Source organism: Pseudomonas koreensis, from assembly GCF_036668835.1.
GTDB classification, from domain to species: domain Bacteria; phylum Pseudomonadota; class Gammaproteobacteria; order Pseudomonadales; family Pseudomonadaceae; genus Aquipseudomonas; species Aquipseudomonas koreensis_I.
This window is the reverse complement of the sequence record NZ_JAZEVW010000005.1, coordinates 494,645-509,636: the sequence shown is the minus strand read 5'-3', so window position 1 is coordinate 509,636 and position 14,992 is coordinate 494,645. Positions and strand designations below refer to the sequence as shown.

Here is a 14,992-nt window from a genome sequence, read left to right as displayed (position 1 = left end):
GATGGCGGTGTGTTTGTTAAATCGATGTTGTCTGACACTCCACTATCGCGAGCAGGCTCACTCCTACAGGTTTTGATCGGGGTTGAATCAGAGGGTCAGGGTCATCTCGTGCCACGCCATGCCGCCGTGGTCGGATTCCGAGGGTTTGATATAGGCAAAACCAAACCCGGCATACAGCGGGATGTGTTGCTCCTTGCACATCAGGTGAATCGTCGCTTTATCCATCCCGCGCATGCGTTCGATGAACTCGGCCAGCAAACGCTTGGCCAGCCCCTGCCCCTGATAATCCGGGTGCACGACCACCGACATGATCACCACGTTCGGCCCTTTCGGGTCGTGGCCGATCAGTTCCTTGAACGCTTCGTCGGACATCTGCACATCGAACGCCGCGCCGGAATTGACGAAACCGGCCACCTCGCCATCCACCTCGGCGACGATAAAACCATCCGGCCAGGTGGCAATGCGCGTGGCGATCTTTTCGCGGGTCGCGGCTTCGTCGCCTTCGTAGGCAACGGTTTCGATGGCGTAGCAGCGGTCCAGATCGGCGGCGGTGACGTTACGGATGACGGTGTTCATGGCAACTCGGAAATCATTGAAATTGAGGCTGCCAAGCATAAAGCAGATCAACCGGGGCGGACATGATCCGCCTCGATTGGTAGCTCTCAGGGTTTGAGCGGCAACCAGATTTCCAGCTTGCCCGTGAGCAGTTTCGGATTGAAATCTGCGCTGTAGCGTTCGAATTCCGGGGCGTCCGCCGCTTCGTAGCCGGACTGCGGCAGCCAGGTTTTCCAGATGTACTGGAAGGTGTCGGGGAGTCGCGTCAGTGATCCCTTGTGCTCGAACACGGCATATTTCTGCGGCTGGATTTCAACCCAGCGATATTTTTCCGGCAGATCATCAAGCTTGTCGATCTGCACACCAGCGATGTACTCAAAACCGCCCTCGCCGTCCCCATTGCAGCAGACGCCGTAGGTCACTTCACCCACCTGCGCGGGGATTTTGCCCAAGTGCGGGATGAGTTTTTCCCACAACGCCGGAATGTCTTCCGTGGACTCCTGCGTGAATCGTCCACCGAATCCCGCAATCAGCAGAAAAGGCCCATGTTCGAAGCGAGGTTCTGCCACTTCTACGTGTGTTTGCTCATCCATGGCGCGACTCCTTGGTACACAAAAGTGGGTTCGGCTGGGAGTATAGAAAACCCGAGCCGTTTCGCTCGTTTACAGCGTGTGCAACTGCTCGGCGGCGCCCGAACCGACAAACTCGTTATAACCGGAAAGGATCACGTAGACCGCGAAATAACAGAAGATCGCCGCCGATGCCAGGTAAGAGTAGCGCAACAGCTTGTCCCCCAGCAGCTTGCCACCGTGGCTGGCGGCGAAGCACAGACCTGCCGACCACAGCAGCCCGGCGCAGAGGAAACCGCCGAGAAACAGTGCCGAGCTAATCGCGCCACTGCCGCCGGATCGGGCGATCAATGTGCCGCCAACCGCCGCAAACCAGAGAATCGCACTCGGCGACGACATGGCGAGAAAAATCCCCCGGAAAAATTCCTTGCGATGGGAGTTCTGCCCCACTTCTGCCGTGGCCGCCAACTGCGCTTCATGGTGAATCGCCGAGTAAATCATCTTCCCGGCAAAATAAATCAGCAGCGCCGAACCACCGATCCACAGCACCCAGCGCACGGTTTCGTATTGCAGCAGAACCGTCATTCCGGCCAGCGCCAGCACCGCATAAACCAAATCGCCGACGCAGGTGCCGAGGCCCAGCGCAAAGCCCTGAAAATACCCGCGCTGCATGGCCAGGGTAATCATCGCGATGTTGGCCACGCCGATGTCCAGGCACAGAGAAAGGCTAAGCAAGAAGCCGCTGGTGAATTCCATTGACCGATTTCCTTCGGAAAAAATGTTTACAAACAGGCTGGACAGTATGCCATCAGCACCCTTATCGTCCGCCACAGGTCACCGCCGTGACCAGCGTCGCTCGGACGGTTCCGGGCGCTTACGTTATCCGAGGCAACAATGGCCGAACAAGGTTCGCCGCGCCGCTTTGCGCGCATCGATCGACTCCCCCCTTACGTTTTCAACATCACCGCCGAGCTGAAGATGGCCGCCAGGCGTCGTGGCGAAGACATCATCGACTTGAGCATGGGCAACCCCGACGGCGCCACGCCGCCGCACATTGTCGAAAAACTTGTGCAAGTCGCCCAACGCGAAGACACCCACGGTTACTCGACCTCCAAGGGCATTCCGCGCCTGCGCCGGGCGATTTCCAACTGGTACAAGCAACGCTACGAAGTCGATATCGACCCGGAAAGCGAAGCCATCGTCACCATCGGTTCCAAGGAAGGCCTGGCGCATTTGATGCTGGCGACCCTTGATCAGGGCGACACCGTGCTGGTGCCGAACCCGAGCTACCCGATTCACATTTACGGCGCGGTGATTGCCGGTGCCCAGGTGCGTTCGGTGCCGCTGGTGCCGGGCGTCGATTTCTTCGACGAACTGGAACGGGCGATTCGCGGCTCGATTCCCAAGCCGAAAATGATGATCCTTGGCTTCCCGTCGAACCCGACCGCGCAGTGCGTGGAGCTGGATTTCTTCGAACGGGTGATCGCCCTCGCCAAACAGTACGACGTGCTGGTGATCCACGATCTGGCTTATGCCGACATCGTCTATGACGGCTGGAAAGCCCCGTCGATCATGCAGGTGCCGGGCGCCAAGGACATTGCGGTGGAGTTCTTCACCCTGTCCAAGAGCTACAACATGGCTGGCTGGCGCATCGGTTTCATGGTCGGCAACCCGGAACTGGTCAACGCTCTGGCACGGATCAAGAGCTACCACGACTACGGCACGTTCACCCCGCTGCAAGTCGCCGCGATTGCTGCGCTGGAAGGTGATCAACAGTGCGTTCGCGACATCGCCGAGCAGTATCGCCAACGCCGCAACGTACTGGTCAAAGGCCTGCATGAGCTGGGCTGGATGGTCGAAAATCCGAAGGCGTCAATGTACGTCTGGGCGAAGATTCCCGAGGCGTATGCGCACCTGGGTTCCCTGGAGTTCGCCAAGAAACTGCTCGCCGAGGCCAAGGTCTGCGTCTCGCCGGGAGTGGGGTTTGGCGAGTATGGCGATGATCACGTGCGCTTCGCGCTGATCGAAAACCAGGACCGCATCCGCCAGGCCGTGCGCGGGATTCGCGGGATGTTCCGCGCGGATGGCTTAGTCGCAAAAACTGGCGGCTAACATTAATCCCTGTGGGAGCGAGCTTGCTCGCGAAGGCGTCGTGTCAGCCACATCAATACTGACTGAACCACCGCTTTCGCGAGCAAGCTCGCTCCCACAGGGTTTTGCGCTCAGACGTGATATCTCCACCCACAAAAAAACCGCATCGCTGCGGTTTTTTTGTGCCTGCGAGAAGCTGTTTAAACGAACAGCGACAACAGCAGGATAAAGCCCAGGCCGACCACCGACAGAATGGTTTCCATCGCGGTCCAGGTCTTGAACGTCTCGGCCACGGTCATGTTGAAGTACTGCTTGACCAGCCAGAAACCGGCGTCGTTGACGTGCGACAGGATCAACGAACCGGCACCGGTCGCGAGTACCAGCAGCTCACGGTTGACGCCCGGAATCATGCCCACTACCGGCACGACAATGCCGGCACCGGTGATGGTCGCCACAGTCGCCGAACCGGTGGCGATACGAATCACCGCCGCCACCAGCCACGCCAGCAGGATCGGCGAGATCTGTGCGCTGACCGCCATGTGACCGATCACGTCGCCCACACCGCTGGTCACCAGCATCTGCTTGAAGCCGCCGCCAGCACCGATGATCAGAATGATCGCGGCGGTTGGCGCCAGGCTCGCATCCAGCCACTTGAGCATCTGATTGGAACCGATGCCCTGCTTGTAGCCAAAGGTGTACAACGACAGCAGCAATGCCAGCAGCAGTGCCGAGATCGGGTGACCGATCATGTCCATCCAGGTGCGGAAGAAGTTGCCGTCCGGTAGCGCCACGTCAGCGAAGGTTTTCAGCAGCATCAGGAACACCGGCAACAGCACGGTGACCAGGGTGATGCCGAAGCTTGGCAGATCGGTCGAATCGTTTTCGCGGGCCAGTTGATCGACCAGTTCCTGATTCGGGTGACCCGGAATGTGCTTGGCGATGAACGTACCGAAGATCGGACCAGCGATGATCGCGGTCGGCAGCGCAACGATCAGACCGTAGAGAATGGTCTTGCCGATGTCAGCGCCGAACACGCCGATGGCCAGCAGCGGGCCGGGGTGCGGCGGCACCAGACCGTGTACCGCAGACAAACCGGCGAGCAGCGGGATACCGATCTTGATGATCGACACACCGGTGCGGCGCGCCACGATGAATACCAGTGGAATCAGCAGTACGAAGCCGATTTCGAAGAACAGCGGAATGCCGACCAGAAACGCGGCGAACATCATCGCCCACTGGACCTTGTCCTTGCCGAACGCACGAATCAGGGTCTGGGCAATCTGATCCGCCCCGCCCGATTCGGCCATCATTTTGCCGAGCATGGTGCCCAGCGCCAGAATGATGCCGACGAAACCGAGCACGCCACCGAAGCCGTCCTGGAACGCTTTGATGATGGTGCCGATCGGCATGCCCGACGTCAGGCCGAGGAACGCGGCGGCGATGGTCAGGGCGATGAAGGGGTGAATCTTGAATTTGGTGATCAGGATAATCAGACCGATTACCGTGACCACTGCATCAAGCAGCAGGAACGTCTCGTGGGACATGCCGAACATTGGGGGTGTCTCCTGGATTGTTGTTGTTATTAAAGCGGGTTGAACAGAAGTCGGAAGGACAGCGCTGTCTTTTTCAACATACTCATACCGCCTGTTTCAGACCGTGGGCCTGCCACCAGACATGAGCCTGCAGTGCCAGCTCTTCAACGCTGTGCACCGAGGCGTTAAGCGCCAGAGTCAGCGGCTCGCCCTTGGGCGATTCGAGGGTGGCGAACTGGCTTTCGATCAACGTGGCCGGCATGAAATGGCCCGGACGGTGCGAGACACGTTCGGCGGCAACTTCAGGGGTCAGTTCCAGGAACACGAAGCCCAGGCCCGGCAAGGCGCTGCGCAGGCGTTCGCGATAGATATGTTTAAGGGCCGAGCAGGTCAGCACCGGGCGTTTGCCCGACGCATCGACGCGACGCAGTTCATCGCACAGGCTGTCGAGCCAGCCGGCACGGTCGTCGTCGTTCAGGGGGATCCCCGCGCTCATCTTTTCGATGTTCGCGGCCGGATGAAAAGTATCGCCTTCAATGGCAGTGGCGCCGCTCAAATGGCACAGGGCCTCGCTGACGCACGTCTTGCCGCAACCGGCAACGCCCATGATGACCAGGGCGGTGATGGGATGACTCATATAACACCTCAGCGCGCAGACAGCGCTACCTTTGCTAGCTATGACTCTAGTGCACAGGCAGAAGTTGCCGACGCCTTCTTGTCGTTTTTTTGGGTTGCAGCAGGTTCGTTCCCAACGCCAAAGAGCCAAGATCAGGCAGGACCTCGCTCACGCATTTGCAGCTGCATCAGGACAGCGCTACCTTAGTGCCTTGATTTTTGTTTGGCAAGCCGCCCGATGACCTCCCCCAAGAACGATAAAAATACCCGCACCACCGGCCGTCCCACCCTTAATGAAGTTGCCCGCCTGGCCGGCGTCAGCCCGATTACCGCCTCCCGTGCCCTGCGCGGCGTCAGCACCGTGGCCACCGAACTGGTGGAAAAAGTGCAGAAAGCCGCGCTCGAACTCAACTATGTGGTCAACCCGGCCGCCCGCGCCCTGGCCTCGGCGCAGAGCCATTCGGTTGTCGTGCTGGTGCCATCGTTGTCCAACCTGTTGTTCATCGACACGCTGGAAGCCATTCATCGGGTGCTGACGCCCAAGGGCTTCGAAGTGCTGATCGGCAACTTTCACTATTCGCGTGATGAAGAAGAAAACCTGCTGCGCAATTACATGGCCTATCAGCCGCGCGGCTTTCTGCTGACCGGGTTCGATCGCACCGAGAGTTCACGGCGGATGATCGAGGCCAGCAATATTCCCTGCGTGTACATGATGGAGCTCGACAGCAGCGCCGGGCTCAATTGCGTGGGTTTCTCGCAACTGAGCGCCGGTGAAACCGCCGCCGAACATCTACTGTCTCGCGGACGCAAACGCCTGGCCTACATCGGCGCACAACTCGATCAGCGCACCCTGCTGCGCGGTGAGGGCTTTCGCCGAGCGTTGCAGAAGGCCGGCCGCTACGACCCGGATCTGGAAGTGCTGACGCCGCGCTCTTCATCGGTGGGCCTGGGCGGCGAGTTGTTTCTGCAATTGCTGGCGGCGCATCCGGATGTCGATGCGATTTTCTTTGGCAACGATGACCTCGCCCAGGGCGCCTTGCTCGAAGCGCTGCGCAATGGCATCAAGATCCCCGAGCAGGTGGCGATTCTCGGTTTCAACGACTTGCCGATGTCCGAGCACATGGTGCCGCGCCTGAGCAGCATCAATACCCCGCGCGAAGCGATCGGCCGACGCGCGGCGGAACAGATGCTGACGCTGATGGCGGGTAACAAGGTGCCGCGGCCGGTGGAGGACATGGGTTTCGAGCTTAAGATTCGCGAGAGCACCTGACCCCTTACCTGTGGGAGCGAGCCTGCTCGCGATAGCGGTGTGCCAGACAAGCAAACGCCGACTGATACACCGCTTCGCGAGCGGGCTCGCCCCCCCAGGGGATCTCTATCAGATTCAATGACTGAGCAAGTCAACCAAGGCCTGGGCGCCCTTCTGCAAGGGCTGGCTCTTGAGCCATACCGCATGCACCGGCATCACCAAACCGTTTTCGATGTTGCGGAAATTCAGCCGTTTCAAGCGCCCTGAGTCCAGTCGTGGCTGCACCACCGACAGCGGGAAATTACCCCAGCCCAAACCTGCCTCGACCATATCCATCGCCGCTTCCAGGCTGTCGGTGCGCCAGTAGGATTGCGCCACCAGCGGGCGCGTTTCGCTGATCGGCAGGTCACGGCTGGCGACGATGATCTGCCGCACCTGCACCAGGTCCTCGAGAAACACATCCTGGCCCTGCAACATCGGGCTGTCCGCCGCCAGCGTGGCGATCATCCGTTCATTGCCGACAAACTGGAAACGCTCCAGCACGTTCATGCGCAACCCGGCGAACGCCAGGCACAGACCGACTCGACCGCTGTGCAGCATCGCCAGCACATCATCCTGCGGCGCCGTCAGCACTTCGATGTCGAGCAGCGGATAGCGCTCGGCAATTACCTTGATCGCCGCGAGCAAACGACGCCGGGCAATGTCGGCGACCACGCCAATCGACAACTTGCTCTCCAGCCCCAGAGACAATTCCAAGGCGTGCACTCGCAACTGCTTGAGCTGCTCGGCGATCAGCCGTGCGTGCGGCACCAGAGACAGGGCCATGGCGGTCGGTTGCGGTTCACGATGACTGCGATCGAACAGCAGATAGCCAAGCTCGGCTTCAAGATTGCCAATGCCCATGCTCACCGCCGAAGGGACTTTGCCCAATGCACGCGCAGCGGAGGAAAACGAGCCGCGCTCGATCACCGCAAGGAACAATTCGATGCTGTCGCTGTTGAAATTCAAACCGCACACCTATCAACAAAACTGAAAAGAGCTGACTTTTTCTGTCAGCTCTATTGAAGCTATCTTTCATCGCCTTCGCCAGCCCCGCTGGCTGTAATTCGGCAACAAAGAGGCAAATCCCCATGCAAGGCGTCAAACGCAAACTGGTCTACGTGTCGCTTTACGAAGTCATCGGCATGACCTTTTCCGCCCTCGGTCTGGCGCTGCTGTCCGGCACCTCGCCGGGCAGTACCGGGCCGTTGGCGGTGATCATTACCACGATCGCTGTAACCTGGAATTTCATCTACACCTCGCTGTTCGAACGCTGGGAAAGCCGCCAGATCTCCCGTACCCGCACGGTCAAACGGCGCATTGCCCATGCGGTTGGTTTTCAACTGACGTTGATCGTATTTCTGATTCCGCTGATCGCCTGGTGGATGAACATCAGCCTGGTGCAGGCGTTTCTTTTGGATCTGGCGCTGATCATTTTCATCCCGTGCTACACGTTTGCCTTCAACTGGCTGTTCGACCGGGTGTTCGGTTTGCCCGCCTCGGCACTGCCGGATCCGGCCGCTGCAGCATAAATCGTTAATTGGTAAGCGAATATTGCGAGAAAAGTGTTGTGGTGCGTTGTTAAACGCCGATATTCACAATCCGTGAACTCCGATAGCAGGCTAAGCTTTTCCATCAAATAAAAAATGGATCTGCCCATGACTGCTCACGCCTTCGCCGCCGCGCCCAGCGACGGCATCGACCCGGTACGCGCCGCCGAGATTTCCGCCCGCATCGATCGCCTCCCCGCCGTGGCGACGATCTGGCGGCTGGTGGCGCTGTTGTCGATCGGGGGTTTCTTCGAACTCTACGATCTGTTCCAGACCGCCTACATCAGCCCCGGCCTGATCCGTGACGGCCTGTTTGCCACCGGCAATCAGGGCGTGTTCGGTTTTTCCGATCAGGCGGCATTCGCCTCGGCGACGTTCCTTGGCCTGTTCCTCGGCGCCAGCCTGCTCAGCCCATTGGCAGACAGGTTCGGCCGCCGGGCGATCTTCACCTTCGCGCTGATCTGGTACACGGTGGCGACGGTGTTGATGGGCATCCAGACCTCGGCGCTGGGCATTATCGGCATGCGCTTTCTGGTGGGCATTGGCCTGGGCATCGAACTGGTGACCATCGACGCCTACTTGTCGGAACTGGTGCCCAAACGCATGCGCAGCTCGGCGTTTGCCTTTGCGTTTTTCGTGCAGTTCCTCTCGGTGCCGGCGGTGGCTTTGATGTCGTGGTGGCTGGTGCCGCAAGCGCCGTTCGGCATTTCCGGTTGGCGTTGGGTGGTGCTGGCCAGCGCGGTGTTTGCGCTGTTTATCTGGTGGCTGCGCAAGCGTCTGCCGGAATCGCCGCGCTGGCTGGCGCAGCATGGTCGCTTTGATGAGGCCAACCGGATCCTCGACCATCTCGAAGCGCGCTGCGCCAAGGATTACGGCAAAGCGCTGGATGCGCCGGAACCGGTGCCCGTCGATGTCGAAGGCAAGGGCCGCTTCGCCGATATCTGGCAACCGCCCTACCGGCGTCGCGCACTGATGCTGATTGTCTTCCACATCTTTCAGGCGATCGGCTTCTTCGGTTTCGGCAACTGGTTGCCGGCGCTGCTTTCAGGTCAAGGCGTGAGCGTCACCCACAGTCTGATGTACGCCTTCATCATCACCCTCGCCTACCCGCTCGGGCCGTTGTTGTTCGTCAAGTTCGCCAACCGCTTCGAGAACAAATGGCAGATCGTCGGCTCGGCCCTCGGCGCGATGACCTTCGGCACCCTGTTCGCCCTGCAGACCAGTGCCGTCGGGCTGATTTTCTGTGGGGTGATGATCACCTTCTGCAACGCCTGGCTGAGCTTCAGTTATCACTCCTACCAGAGCGAACTGTTCCCGACCAACATCCGCGCCCGCGCGGTCGGCTTTTGCTATTCGTTCAGTCGTTTGTCGACGGTGTTCAGCAGCTTGTTGATCGGCTTGTTTCTCGACAACTTCGGTACGCCCGGCGTGCTGGCGTTTATTGTCAGCAGCATGTTGATCGTGATGTTGACCATCGGAGGCTTTGGACCGCGCACGCGTAATCTGGCGCTGGAAAACATAGCCCATCGCTGAACGGCGCCTGCGCGACAGCATCCTGAAGGAGATGGGCAACGCGGCGAACAAGTTTCTTGCTGCGCTTTGACTTTTTAAGATCACCTTGAATCAAATGTGGGAGCGAGCCTGCTCGCGAAGGCTTTGTATCAGTCGCTTTATGCTTGGCTGACACGCCGCTTTCGCGAGCAGGCTCGCTCCCACATGGGTCATTGGTGATGTTGAAAACGGGTCAGTTCAATTGCAACGTCTCATTGAACTGACTGATCGCATCCACCACATGCCGCGAACCCTGCTGGATCTCCAGGATCACCTCCCCCGCCTCGTTCGCCAGTTCCACACCCAGCCCGGTGCGGCTCAGGCTCGATTGCATGCTCGACACTGCGCTCAGTGACAGGTCGTGGTTGCGGCGTACCACGTCGACAATTTCCAGGGTGGCTTGGCTGGTCCGCGCCGCGAGGCTGCGCACTTCGTCCGCAACCACCGCAAACCCGCGGCCATGCTCGCCGGCGCGCGCGGCCTCGATGGCAGCATTGAGCGCCAGCAGGTTGGTCTGGTCGGCGATGCCGCGAATGGTCTGGACGATGGTGCCGATGATGTCCGACTGTTTGCTCACCGCATCGATACTCACCGCGGCTGCGTTGAGGTCACGGGAAATGTCCTGAATGATCTGCACCGTCTGCTGCACCACCTGTGAGCCTTTTTGCGCGCAGGCGTCGTTTTGTACCGAGGTGCTGTGGGCCGATTCGGCGGCGCTCTGCAGCGTAGTCATCTGGCGGGTGATGTCGCTGGCGAACTTGACCACTTTGTACAAGCGGCCCTTGGCATCGAACAACGGGTTGTACGAGGCTTCCAGATAAACCATGTGCCCGGACTTGTTCTTGCGTTCGAAGCGGTGCGAGTGATATTCGCCGCGATTGAGCGACGCCCAGAACGCCTTGTATTGCGCCGACTCGGACTCGCTGCGGTGACAGAACAGGCTGTGATGCTGGCCGACGATTTCGTTGAGCGAATACTGCATGGTCTGCAGAAAGTTATCGTTGGCGGCGATGACATTGCCTTCGGGAGTGAACTCAATCACCGCCATCGAACGGCTGATTGCCGCCAGCATCGATTCTTCTTCATGTTCCTTGTTGATGCGCGCGGTGATATCTGCAGCAACTTTGATCACGCTTCTGACTTCTTTGTCGGGGCCGAACACCGGCATGTAACTGGCTTCCAGCCAGATCTCCCGGCCGCTCTTGTCCAAGCGCAGAAACGTCCCGCTCAACGGCTCGCCGCGGGCCAGGTCGCGCCACAATCTGACGTAGTCCTCGCTGCGGTAATAGCTCTCTTCACAAAAGATCCGATGGTGTTTGCCGCGTACTTCATCGACGCTGTAGCCCATGGTCTTGCAGAAGTTGTCATTGGCATCGAGGACGATGCCGTCAGGGCTGAACTCAATCATGGCCATCGAGCGGCTGATCGCGGCCAACTTGGCGTTGGTCTCGGTCAGCGCGCAACTGAAGCGCTCGATTTCCTGCAGGTCAGCCTTGTGATGTAGGTTGAACATGGTTGTATCACCTTCCGCGCGGTCTTTCGATTTGATGAAAGTTCTGGTCTTTCAAGATCCACCACTACGTTCCGTGGAACAGGCACACGCCTTCCTCCACGGGAGGAAGTTGTCAGGTGATAAATGATGATCAATCGGAGCGTCCATGCAGAGACGTTCTAATCAAGACATCCTTCTCTTGATAGCCCGCATGCGGGCCAGCCCTAACGCATTGAAGAACTTCCATTTAGGCGACGCTCCTTGTTGGTTCAGTGTCGGTGCCTTGGGTTGCGCACTCTGGCAGCATGAATCACGGGCCAACGATGCCTGTCAGTCGGGTTTTGACATGACGGTCGACATGGTTAGTTACAAGGAGCATAGCCAGCGCCGGGCGCAGCGCAAGGCCACTAGTCAGCCAGTATCTGGCATTTTTTGCACAAGAATCGGTTCAGCGCAGGATTTGAATCGAGGAATGCCGGGATGTACCGCCAACTCACACGATCAAATATAGGAGTGAGCCTGCTCGCGATGGCTCCCACGCCGGGCTATCGATTGGCGCGCGTTCTCTTATAATCGCCGCTTTGTCCAGCACAGCCCTGCCCATGCCCGATACCCATTACACCTTGCTCGACGCGTCGCTCTGGCCGTTGATGAACAAGTTCTACCGCAGCCACCAGTCCTCGATGAAAGCCGTGCGCGATGCGCAGTTGTGGGTGGCTCGGCGCGGGGACATCGTCGCGGCGTTGTGCTTGCGCCCGGTGGCGGGTGGGCATTGGTTGACCGGCTTGCTGGTTGACCCGCAGTGCCGCGAACAGGGAATAGCCGCACAGCTGATCACGACGGCCACTCAAGCGGTGAGCGAGCCGGTGTGGCTGTTCTGTCATCCGGATTTGCGTGGATTCTATGAGCGGCGCGGGTTCAGTTTCGACCCGGCGCTGCCACAAGCGATGGCGGAACGCTTGAGCCGGTATGCGCGGAGCAAGCCGATGATTGCGATGGGGCTCAATTCTTCGACCTCACATTGAAACCAATTGTGGGAGCGAGCCTGCTCGCGAAGGCGTTTTATCAGTCCCGAATGTGTGGGCCGATGCACCGTCTTCGCGAGCAGGCTCGCTCCCACAGGGGATAATGCAGGAGCTGGATCAGTCGTCAGCGTTGGGATCAAGATCCGGAAACATCACTTCGGTAAAACCGAACTTGCTGAAATCGGTAATGCGCGACGGGTACAGCCGGCCGATCAGATGGTCGCATTCATGCTGCACCACCCGTGCATGAAAGCCTGAGGCCACACGCACAATCGGCTCGCCCTTTGGGTCGAAGCCTTCATAGCGAATCTGCTGATAGCGATCCACCGCCCCACGCAAACCCGGTACCGAGAGGCAACCCTCGAAGCCCTCTTCCGTATATGGATTCAACGGTGTGATCAGCGGGTTGATCAGGATCGTCTGCGGCACCGCTTCAGCGTCCGGATAGCGCTCGCTGTGCTCGAAACCAAAAATCACCAGTTGCAGATCGACGCCGATCTGGGGCGCGGCCAGGCCGACGCCGCCGACGCTTTCCATGGTCTGGAACATGTCGTCGATCAGTTGCCACAGCTCGGCGCTGTTGAACATTTCCGGCGGAACCGGCGGGGCGATGCGCAGCAGACGCTCGTCGCCCATTTTGAGGATTTCACGGATCATGATCAGACTTCGTCAGTGTCCGGCTTGAGCGAGTGATCGCGACCCAGGCCCGAGACATGTTGTTTGGGATGTTCGTCGGGCTCGTCGGGGGCTTTCTCGCCCTTGTCCTTGCCTTCGCTGGACATGTGTTCGATCACCGCGTTCATTTCCGCGCCGAGCAGCAGCACCGCTGCGGAAATGTAGAAGTACAGCAATAGCACGATGATCGCCCCGATGCTGCCATACATCGCGTTGTAGTTGGCGAAGGTTTTCACGTAGAAGGCGAACCCCAACGACGCCAGGATCCACACCACCACGGCCAGCACCGAACCTGGGGTAATGAAGCGGAATTCCTGTTTGACGTCGGGCATGACGTAGTAGATCAACGCCACGGCGATCATCATCAGAATCACGATCACCGGCCAGCGCGCGATCGTCCACACGGTCACGATGAAGTCCTCCAGCCCCACTTGCGCGGCGATCCAGCCCATCACCTGCGGCCCAAGCACCATCAGCGCAGCTGCGACCAGCAACATGCCGGCAATGCCCACGGTGTAGACAATCGACAGCGGAAAGCGCTTCCAGATCGGCCGGCCCTCGACCACGTCATACGCTGCGTTCATCGCGCTCATCATCAGGCGCACGCCGGCCGACGCCGTATACAGGGCGATGACAATACCGATCGAAAGCAGGCCGCCCTTGGATTGCTGCAACTGGTCGATCACCGGATTGACCTGCTCCAGCGCCTGTGGCGGCAGGACCAGTTCCGATTGCAGGCGCAGCCAGGAAAAGAAATCCGGCAAGTGCAGGAAACCGATCAGCGCGATCAGGAACAGAATGAACGGGAACAACGAGAACAGCATCTGGTAGGCCAGTGCCGAGGCATAGGTCGACATTTCGTCGTCGACGAATTCAGTGACCGTGCGCACCATCACCCGGTGCAGGGGCAGACCTTTCATGTCCGGAAAAATCATCCGCGTCTCCTTTCGCCGCAGTACAGGTTGAAGTCGTGGCGACTCAGGGGCCGTTTTTTACATCACGTTAGCCTGTTTGGCGATCTTCGTCGGCATCCGCAGGTTTTTGACACAAAAACGGCCATCCTTGGATGGCCGCTCGTGTGATTCGTTCAAGGCTGGATTACGCCTTGTCGACGCCCTTTTTCACCGCGTCCTTGGCGTTGCCAACCGCTTGTTGGGCTTCGCCTTTTTTCTCCTGAATCTTGCCTTCCGCATGCAGCCTGTCGTTGTCAGTAGCTTTGCCGACACCTTGCTTGATGTTGCCGACGGCTTCGTTGGCCATGCCTTTTACTTTATCGCCTGTGCTACTCATGGTGTTTCTCCGTGATGCATAAAGGGAAGAAAGTCGGTACGTAACGATTGACTGGAGCGCTTCGCTGCAAGTTTCATTTATTTGCCGCTCATTTCGTCGCGGCGCGCAGGTTGCGCTTTATGTTTGCCGGCATTGCCTTGAGAATGCTCACCCATGGGCGCTGGGCGCCAGACACCGATCCGCAGGAATGTTATGAAACTCGATAAAACGCAGGCCATCGCCCGTCGCAACAAGGAACTGGGCGGCGCCGTGCTTGGCACCAACAACTGCCACTTCGCTGAACTGAACCGCAACCGCAACATCTGGTGGTTCGACCTGCCGGTGTCGCGCCTGGCGATCGGTCAGTACGAGTGGATTCACCTGCTGATGCACACCCCGGCGACCGATGAACTGCTGCACCTGAAAGTGCCGACGGTATTTCTGCGCGAAAAACTCGAAGGGCTGGTGATTCGCAACGAAGGCAAGCGCAAGGCGGCGTTGAGCCTGGAGCTGAGTGCGGACAAGGATTCGTACCTGCAGGACATGCGGCCGGCGGGGACCAATGTGAATTTTGCGCCGTTTCGTCAGTAGCCCTCACCCTAACCCTCTCCCAGAGGGAGAGGGGACTGACCGAGGTGTCAGGGCGAGGTACGCCGACCTGAAATATCGAGTCGAACTCAGGTTCTGAAAAGCACCCGCTCGGCTCCCTCTCCCTCAGGAGAGGGCTGGGCGGGCGGCGTTCCGATGAGGGGCAGTCTCACCGCGAGATCCGAGCCGTAC

General features: G+C 59.1%; 15 protein-coding genes and 2 pseudogenes. 6 read left to right on the top strand and 11 right to left on the bottom strand.

Annotated features, from left to right (window positions below; all coding sequences use genetic code 11):
• Positions 1-87: 87 nt before the first annotated feature.
• From V6F91_RS17790 to V6F91_RS17780, 3 genes are all read right to left on the bottom strand, one after another.
• Positions 88-576 carry a GNAT family N-acetyltransferase gene (locus V6F91_RS17790; protein ID WP_332766631.1) on the bottom strand — a complete coding sequence of 163 codons (489 nt, stop codon included), beginning with the start codon at positions 574-576 and terminating at the stop codon, positions 88-90.
• A gap of 86 nt (positions 577-662) precedes the next feature.
• A complete protein-coding gene (locus V6F91_RS17785) occupies positions 663-1,148 on the bottom strand; it encodes a GyrI-like domain-containing protein (RefSeq protein WP_332766629.1) in 486 nt (161 codons plus the stop codon).
• 69 nt (positions 1,149-1,217) lie between these two features.
• Complete coding sequence (locus V6F91_RS17780) at positions 1,218-1,880, bottom strand: LysE family translocator (protein ID WP_332766627.1); 663 nt, start codon at positions 1,878-1,880, stop codon at positions 1,218-1,220.
• A gap of 138 nt (positions 1,881-2,018) precedes the next feature.
• Between V6F91_RS17780 and alaC the strand changes: the two genes are divergently transcribed.
• Positions 2,019-3,236, top strand: a complete 1,218-nt coding sequence (alaC, locus tag V6F91_RS17775) for an alanine transaminase (RefSeq protein WP_093099119.1) — start codon at positions 2,019-2,021, stop codon at positions 3,234-3,236.
• 179 nt (positions 3,237-3,415) lie between these two features.
• Here alaC and V6F91_RS17770 read toward each other — a convergent pair whose 3' ends face one another.
• The gene (locus tag V6F91_RS17770; RefSeq protein WP_093099116.1) at positions 3,416-4,768 is read right to left on the bottom strand and encodes a GntP family permease; all 1,353 of its coding nucleotides are present in this window, start codon (positions 4,766-4,768) and stop codon (positions 3,416-3,418) included.
• A gap of 82 nt (positions 4,769-4,850) precedes the next feature.
• Entirely contained in the window at positions 4,851-5,384 is a 534-nt protein-coding gene (locus tag V6F91_RS17765; protein ID WP_093099113.1) for a gluconokinase, read from the bottom strand.
• Positions 5,385-5,600: 216 nt separating this feature from the next.
• Here V6F91_RS17765 and V6F91_RS17760 point away from each other — a divergent pair, with 216 nt between their 5' ends.
• Positions 5,601-6,632 (top strand): LacI family DNA-binding transcriptional regulator, encoded by a 1,032-nt coding sequence (locus tag V6F91_RS17760; RefSeq protein ID WP_258448240.1) that lies wholly within the window; start codon positions 5,601-5,603, stop codon positions 6,630-6,632.
• A gap of 114 nt (positions 6,633-6,746) precedes the next feature.
• Here V6F91_RS17760 and V6F91_RS17755 read toward each other — a convergent pair whose 3' ends face one another.
• Complete coding sequence (locus V6F91_RS17755) at positions 6,747-7,619, bottom strand: LysR family transcriptional regulator (RefSeq protein ID WP_332766621.1); 873 nt, start codon at positions 7,617-7,619, stop codon at positions 6,747-6,749.
• Positions 7,620-7,741: 122 nt separating this feature from the next.
• On the opposite strand from V6F91_RS17755, the gene V6F91_RS17750 reads away from it, so the two are divergent.
• Positions 7,742-8,182 carry a PACE efflux transporter gene (locus tag V6F91_RS17750; protein WP_332766619.1) on the top strand — a complete coding sequence of 147 codons (441 nt, stop codon included), beginning with the start codon at positions 7,742-7,744 and terminating at the stop codon, positions 8,180-8,182.
• A gap of 126 nt (positions 8,183-8,308) precedes the next feature.
• Positions 8,309-9,733, top strand: a complete 1,425-nt coding sequence (locus tag V6F91_RS17745) for an MFS transporter (RefSeq protein ID WP_332766617.1) — start codon at positions 8,309-8,311, stop codon at positions 9,731-9,733.
• Positions 9,734-9,944: 211 nt separating this feature from the next.
• Here V6F91_RS17745 and V6F91_RS27515 read toward each other — a convergent pair.
• Positions 9,945-10,376: pseudogene (locus V6F91_RS27515) on the bottom strand (methyl-accepting chemotaxis protein); the annotation flags it as partial.
• A 117-nt stretch (positions 10,377-10,493) separates the two neighbouring features.
• A pseudogene (locus V6F91_RS27510) lies at positions 10,494-11,264 on the bottom strand (PAS domain-containing protein); the annotation flags it as partial.
• Between the two features lie 581 nt (positions 11,265-11,845).
• Here V6F91_RS27510 and V6F91_RS17735 point away from each other — a divergent pair.
• The gene (locus V6F91_RS17735; RefSeq protein WP_332766613.1) at positions 11,846-12,268 is read left to right on the top strand and encodes a GNAT family N-acetyltransferase; all 423 of its coding nucleotides are present in this window, start codon (positions 11,846-11,848) and stop codon (positions 12,266-12,268) included.
• A gap of 117 nt (positions 12,269-12,385) precedes the next feature.
• On the opposite strand, the gene def is transcribed toward V6F91_RS17735, so the two are convergent.
• From def to V6F91_RS17720, 3 genes are all read right to left on the bottom strand, one after another.
• Positions 12,386-12,925, bottom strand: a complete 540-nt coding sequence (def, locus tag V6F91_RS17730; RefSeq protein ID WP_090285516.1) for a peptide deformylase — start codon at positions 12,923-12,925, stop codon at positions 12,386-12,388.
• A 2-nt stretch (positions 12,926-12,927) separates the two neighbouring features.
• Positions 12,928-13,878, bottom strand: a complete 951-nt coding sequence (locus V6F91_RS17725; RefSeq protein WP_258448234.1) for a YihY/virulence factor BrkB family protein — start codon at positions 13,876-13,878, stop codon at positions 12,928-12,930.
• 163 nt (positions 13,879-14,041) lie between these two features.
• A complete protein-coding gene (locus V6F91_RS17720; RefSeq protein WP_208940076.1) occupies positions 14,042-14,233 on the bottom strand; it encodes a CsbD family protein in 192 nt (63 codons plus the stop codon).
• 192 nt (positions 14,234-14,425) lie between these two features.
• Here V6F91_RS17720 and V6F91_RS17715 point away from each other — a divergent pair, with 192 nt between their 5' ends.
• Positions 14,426-14,803: a hypothetical protein gene (locus V6F91_RS17715; protein ID WP_007917843.1), complete on the top strand. Its 378-nt coding sequence runs from the start codon at positions 14,426-14,428 to the stop codon at positions 14,801-14,803.
• The last annotated feature ends 189 nt before the right edge of the window (positions 14,804-14,992 follow it).